This is a genomic window from Desulfobulbaceae bacterium (assembly GCA_015231515.1).
In the GTDB taxonomy this organism is placed as follows: Bacteria; Desulfobacterota; Desulfobulbia; order Desulfobulbales; family VMSU01; genus JADGBM01.
In genome coordinates this window covers 1-5,827 of record JADGBM010000147.1, presented here as the reverse complement: position 1 = coordinate 5,827, position 5,827 = coordinate 1, and the positions used below count along the sequence as shown (strand labels likewise).

The 5,827-nt window shown below is 46.0% G+C and carries 6 protein-coding genes, 1 pseudogene and 1 riboswitch; of the genes and pseudogenes, 2 read left to right on the top strand and 5 right to left on the bottom strand.

Going from position 1 to position 5,827, the window contains the following annotated elements; genetic code table 11:
* The coding region (locus HQK80_14890) for a cobyrinate a,c-diamide synthase (GenBank protein ID MBF0223482.1) at positions 1 to 606 on the top strand (606 nt) is incomplete at its 5' end.
* Positions 607 to 609: 3 nt separating this feature from the next.
* Here HQK80_14890 and HQK80_14885 read toward each other — a convergent pair.
* From HQK80_14885 to HQK80_14865, 5 genes and pseudogenes are all read right to left on the bottom strand, one after another.
* Positions 610 to 1,236 (bottom strand): annotated as a pseudogene (locus HQK80_14885) (cobyrinate a,c-diamide synthase).
* Positions 1,237 to 1,239: 3 nt separating this feature from the next.
* A complete protein-coding gene (locus tag HQK80_14880; protein ID MBF0223481.1) occupies positions 1,240 to 2,193 on the bottom strand; it encodes an ABC transporter substrate-binding protein in 954 nt (317 codons plus the stop codon).
* Positions 2,194 to 2,402: 209 nt separating this feature from the next.
* On the bottom strand, positions 2,403 to 3,197 hold the full coding sequence (locus tag HQK80_14875) for an ABC transporter ATP-binding protein (protein ID MBF0223480.1): 795 nt from the start codon (positions 3,195 to 3,197) through the stop codon (positions 2,403 to 2,405).
* A gap of 1 nt (position 3,198) precedes the next feature.
* Positions 3,199 to 4,140, bottom strand: a complete 942-nt coding sequence (locus tag HQK80_14870) for an iron ABC transporter permease (GenBank protein MBF0223479.1) — start codon at positions 4,138 to 4,140, stop codon at positions 3,199 to 3,201.
* Positions 4,141 to 4,213: 73 nt separating this feature from the next.
* Positions 4,214 to 4,774 (bottom strand): PepSY-associated TM helix domain-containing protein, encoded by a 561-nt coding sequence (locus HQK80_14865; protein MBF0223478.1) that lies wholly within the window; start codon positions 4,772 to 4,774, stop codon positions 4,214 to 4,216.
* An 85-nt stretch (positions 4,775 to 4,859) separates the two neighbouring features.
* Positions 4,860 to 5,108: riboswitch (cobalamin riboswitch) on the bottom strand.
* Between the two features lie 566 nt (positions 5,109 to 5,674).
* On the opposite strand from HQK80_14865, the gene HQK80_14860 reads away from it, so the two are divergent.
* A partial coding sequence (locus HQK80_14860; protein MBF0223477.1) for a hypothetical protein occupies positions 5,675 to 5,827 on the top strand: 153 nt, incomplete at its 3' end.

Here is a 5,827-nt window from a genome sequence, read left to right as displayed (position 1 = left end):
GATGAAGCCTTTTGTTTTTACTATCAGGACAATTTTGATATCTTGGAATCTCTGGGTGCAGAGCTTGTTTTTTTTAGTCCTTTACGCAATACAGACCTCCCTCCAGACATCGACGGCCTCTATTTAGGCGGCGGCTACCCTGAACTCTACGCCAGTGATTTGTCTGAAAACACCACGATGCTCACGCAAATCAAACAGTGGTCCTCAACCAACCGGCCATTATATGCTGAGTGCGGCGGTTTCATGTATTTAACCGAAGGAATTTTCGACCATCAGAAAAACTTCTGGCCACTGGCCGGTATCTTTCCAGTAAGGTCGCACATGCACAATCGCCTGGCCAAACTGGGCTACCGCACAGTATCAACCAGCGGAGCAGACTGTATTTTTGGTTCCAATAAGACACTCCAGGGTCATGAATTTCACTATTCAACCATTGACGAAATGCCTGCCAGCGTCAACAGAGCTTTCACCTTTGATACTGGGGTTCAAGAAGGCTATATAACCAACAACACCCTTGGCACCTATCTGCATCAACACTTTGGAGCAGATCCAGGCATAGCAGAGAACTTCATTAATTTTTGTCAGAGAAATAGTCTGTGCCAATGAGTCGATCTGTTCCTGTCGAAGTGGGCGTTCACTGCCCATACACAGACCCAGATGACGATCAGGAATCGTAAAGGTGTCGTTACGATGGAGTGCGCCTAAAATTGGAGTCTTACAGTTGGCTGTTATGGACTCTTGCAGGAGTGTAAGATGGCGCTCACTTCCTACCCTGTTAAGGATGATTCCGGCAAGTTTGAGATCGGGATCGAAGCTCTCGAAACCTTTAACAACTGCCGCAATACTTTCAGCGCAGGAACGGGTATCAACAATAAGAATCACCGGGAGGCTAAGCTCTTTGGCAAGGGTAGCGCCACTGCCCTCGGCACCGTCAAACAGGCCCATGACGCCTTCAATTACCGAAACCGACTGCGCTGAATGGGTCTGGAAACAGTGTCTGACAAAAGTTCTGCCGCACATGCGGATATCAAGATTGCGTGAGACCTTGCCGGTGATGAACTGGTGCAAGGTAGGGTCTATAAAATCGGGGCCGCATTTGAACGGTTGCACCGAGAGCCCTTTGTGCATGAGAGCAGCAAGCAAGCCCAAGGTAATAGTCGTTTTGCCGGCGCCACTGTGTGTTGCCGCCAGCAAAAAACCCTTGCCCTGGGTGGTATGTGAAGAAGTTGTGGGCATAGTTTAGCGAAAAACCTCAGGGTAAAGACATCTGCCGATTGTCTCTATCCCTTCAAGTAAGCGAACTGTCGGTCGGGAGACGATAGCTTCGTCGACGATACAGATGGTATCGTTTTCTATGGCCTTTATGGCCTTAAAGCCTGGTTCGTTTTTTATGATTTCTTCAGTGATACGATTCATTTTGCCGTTTTGGGCCAGGAATACGTCAATTTCGCGGGACTTTGAAAGGATTTTTTCTTTGCCGTAGTAGGCGATGTTGGTGTCGCGGACGATTTCGGCATCGGCGGCTATATTGATTCCTCCCGCGGTTTCCAGGGCAAAGACTGTAATGCTTCCAGGTGAAAATGTTTTCATCTTTTTGTGAATGGCTTCAAAGTAGACCTTCTGACGGGTCTCCGGTGAGATTGTCGCAACCTTTTCAGTTATTCCAGCTACTCTAATTTTAAAGTGCCTAATCAGCTCTTCTGCTTGAGCAGCTCTGCCAGTCAGCGTGCCTAATGTTCGCCAATAGGAATAGGTCTCGGCAATTGAAGTAGGTTGTAGCGAGATTACGACGATACCTGCCAGGTTGAGTTTGCTGATCAGATCAGGGTAGGCCCGGTAAATCATGGGTCGCACCAGAACAAGATCGGGCAGGGCGGCAATGAATTTCTCCGGGTCTTCCCGGTAATGGAATTTAGGTTTTTCCCTGGTCTGTTGGGGATAGGTGTCGTTTTTTGAGACGCCAATAATCTCCTGGTCAAGGCCCAAAGCAAAGAGGTTCTCAGTGTGAGCAGGGTACAGAGAAATGATCCTGGTAAAAGGTTTAGCAAAGCTGATCTCTGCCCCGCTCTGGTCTGTTATCGACTCTGCCCGAACCGGTTCTGCCTGGCTGAAGACCGAAGCCATTAATCCTGTGAATACCAAACAAGACAATAATAGCAGGGGATTGAGATATGTTGTTTTATTGTTTTTCATAAGTCGAGAGTGTAGGGGTTTCCATTTTTACCTGAATTGAAAATCCCCCTACGTCCCCCTTTAAAAAGGGGGATTGAGGGGGATTTAACGAAAACTGAAAAATACTCACAGGTATCGTAGCTGTATTACTATCTAAAGACCGCACGCAGTGCGCTAAGCTCTTACATCCTGACGGAATACGACTATGGGCGAAATTATAAAAATTTACTTTAAGCATTGGCAACTCCCCGATATTGATAGGCAATCTGGTAGGCCTCTGAAAACTCATTGAAATAGGCCTGACAGTTAATCCCGAAAACAGCATGAAGGGATTCCGGGGTTAAAACCTCTTCGGGGGTTCCGATTGCTGCGATTTTTCCCTGTTCAAGAAGGATGATTTCATCGCAAAAGGCTGCCGCAAAATTAAGATCATGAATGGCGGCAATCACAGAGCCGCCTTTGCTTGTAACCCTGTCCTTAACCACTTGAAAAATGTGAATACTGTGATGAATGTCGAGGTTTGAGGTTGCTTCATCAAGAATAAGCACATTCGTTTCCTGGGCTAATGCGCGTGCGACTACAACTCGTTGTTTTTCACCCCCGCTTAACTGGGTGACGAATCGTTTGCGCAGTTTGACAATATTCAACTGCTCCATTATCTCATGGACAATTGCCAGATCGTGTTCACCGGGATTTGCAAAGCGCGGTATATGAGGATGACGCCCCATAAGTATCAACTCTTCAACGGTAAAATCAAAATTCATACCAAATTCCTGTGGTACCAGGGCGATCTCTTTCGCTAAGCTGCGCCTCTCCCAAGCCTTTAAACTCTTTGTTTTAAAGGTGACCGTACCAGATGCCGGTTTGAGATTGCCGAGCAGCAAGTCAAGCAGCGTGGTTTTGCCGCTGCCATTAGGCCCTATGAGTCCGTAGAACTTGTTGGTGTCGAGGCTGATTGAAATATCCTGCAAAGCCTCTGTCGTACCGTAGGCGCATGAAATATTGTTGAGAGTGAAGAGATTCATATTATTTGCCCAACTGTCTTTGCCTGAAGATATAACAGAAAAAAGGGCCGCCAATAAGGGCTGTTAAAACGCCGATAGGAACTTCAGATGGTAAAACAGCACGGCTGAAGGTGTCGGCCATCAGCAAAAGTATCGCGCCGGCCAAAGCCGAGGCTGGGATGAGTTTTCTATTGTCAGGGCCGGTGATAAATCGCATCAGATGCGGAATAATCAGACCGATAAAGCCGATAATTCCAGAAACAGAAACGCAAATTGCTGTAATAAGCGAAGCGGTTGTCAGCAAAATCTTTCTGGTTCCAACGGTATCAACCCCAAGCGAATCGGATGTGCGTACACCCATAGACATGATGTTCAGGTCTCGGCTATAGAACATGGCAACTAGAAAGGTCAGTAGGGTAAAGACCAGAGTTAGGAGTACATCCGACCAGGTTTTTGAGGCGAAGCTGCCCATCAGCCAGAAGATGATTACCGAGACCTGTTCATCGGCGAGATGTTTAATGAAACCGATACCCGCAGAAAGTATTGCCGCAACGATAACGCCTGAAAGAATAAGGGTGTTGGATGAGAACCTGCCGTCAACTGAAGAGAGATATAAAACAGACAGAAGGGCCAGCATTGCGCCGCTAAAGGCAAAAAGACCAACAGAGAAACTGCCTAACATAGTGATATTGATAACCAGCGCTAGGGCGGCACCGAAGGCGGCCCCAGAGGAAACACCCAAGGTGTAGGGGTCTGCCAGTGGGTTTAATAGAATTGCCTGAAAAACAACTCCGGCAATTGCCAACCCGCCGCCAACAATTGCTGCAGTTAATATGCGCGGCAGGCGCACATCTAAAATGACCACAGGAAAGAGGGGATTTATTTCAGGACTGACTTCGCCGCCGAAAATCCGGGCTAAGAGTACCTGCAGCACGTCGCTGGTCGGAATCTTTATATAACCCATGCCCGTAGATATGATGATGGTCAGGGCAATGGAGATTAGAAGTGCGATAATGAGCAAGGTATATCGGGAATATTCAGGCAAGGAATCCTCCCAGTAGACAAAAAAGAACTCCCATGCCGATCATAATAAAATCAAGGGCTTTGTAGCGTAAATAGGCCAGCGACGATAGGGTGATCACGATAAGCAGTAAGGATACTGCATCAGTAAGCACTACCCAGAGACGGCTTGTGCCGGAGGCTTTATGCAGTTTATTGAAATACGCGAAGGGCTCGCTGTCGTGTTTAGTTACTGTCTCCATCTGTCCGGTTTCAGGGGTAATAATATAGGTTGTTTTGCCGTGGGAACCATAAAGAAATTCAATGGCGTTGTCCTGGCGAATGCGGATTATTTTAGGGTCGTCATTACGGTTAATCTGTTTTTTGTAATGATCAATAAAGGTGTTTATTGGTGTGGCGTCAAGCGGTGTAATAGTGTGGAATGTTGAGCTTTTTTCTATGAAAAAGTCAAATGATTGTCTGTGGTTTAATAGTATTCCGGTTAGGCTGTAAAAAAGTACAAAAACAGCAATGAACAGCCCACCCCAACGGTGTATTTTGTAGAGAAATTTATTTGTTGAGAGTGATGATAGGGACACTTTGGGGTTTCCTCAAACAGATCAATAAATTCGAGGATATCCCTGTTTATCCACAAAATAGGGGAACCGGACTCTGTCCATGAGCTTACGGTTATGACTTACAGGCAGGTCTTCTGACTCCCTCTCCATTAAAGCGGCCTTCCCATCATTACATTTTGCGCAGGTAATGCTGTTGCGCGACGACAGTGGCACACGATGGCTGAAATGGTTGCTGATAAATCAGCGGAGGTTACAGCGGAGGGCCCGTTCCCGAGTTACACGAGATTCCCTTTTACTGTCCAGTGGTGTGTCGCACGTGCAGTGTGACCTGGACACCTGTATCGACACTTTTAGTCGGAAAAGAGTCGAAAGTCAATATGCACATCGATGGCTCGATTTTATGGTGAAGGATTTAGTGGCTTTTTTGATGGTATCAATTTGTAGACAAAAGAGAGAAACGGCTGCAAAAAAATCAACGAAATATCAAAAAAAGTGAACAAAAGTCAAAAGCGGACTTGACCCCTTCAGCCCTTAAAGCGGACTTGACCCCTTCAGCCCTTTGACCCCTTCAGCTCCCTTCAGCCCTTACTAAAATGCACTCTGTAATGTTTATACCTGATACAATTCCGCATCTGGTAAAGAAGTTTCGGTTTTTGCACGATTCGCCCCCTCCAGTTAAGATCACTTTCCACTGCTGGTTGACAGTGAAAAGCATAAATGTAACATATGTTCACCTGCAATATATCTAAATAAAACTGATATTTTTATCAAGCAAAAAAGTTTGATAAAACCCCCACAAGGGTGTATTATGCGGCGTTTTGTTAGTATAAACAGAAATACATGGCCCTAAAATCCCTTTTTTATACGGCGTTTAGGGTGTCTACACATGGATATGTGTAAAAAATAACGAGGAGGGGTGCTATGGCAGGCGAAGAGCCAATTATAAAAAATATTGGGTATATGTGGCATAGAAAATTTGTCAACTGGGATACTGTATCGCTCATTGGACACTCAGAACACGACGATTCCCCAGTTGATTTTGCCTATCAGGCAGGAATATATGCCTTGTATAAT

Bases quoted from the DNA above. Each gene is read 5' to 3' on its own strand.
- HQK80_14880 (MBF0223481.1), bottom strand. From the start codon at position 2,193: ATGAAAAACAATAAAACAACATATCTCAATCCCCTGCTATTATTGTCT.
- HQK80_14875 (MBF0223480.1), bottom strand. From the start codon at position 3,197: ATGAATCTCTTCACTCTCAACAATATTTCATGCGCCTACGGTACGACA.
- HQK80_14870 (MBF0223479.1), bottom strand. From the start codon at position 4,140: ATGGGTTATATAAAGATTCCGACCAGCGACGTGCTGCAGGTACTCTTA.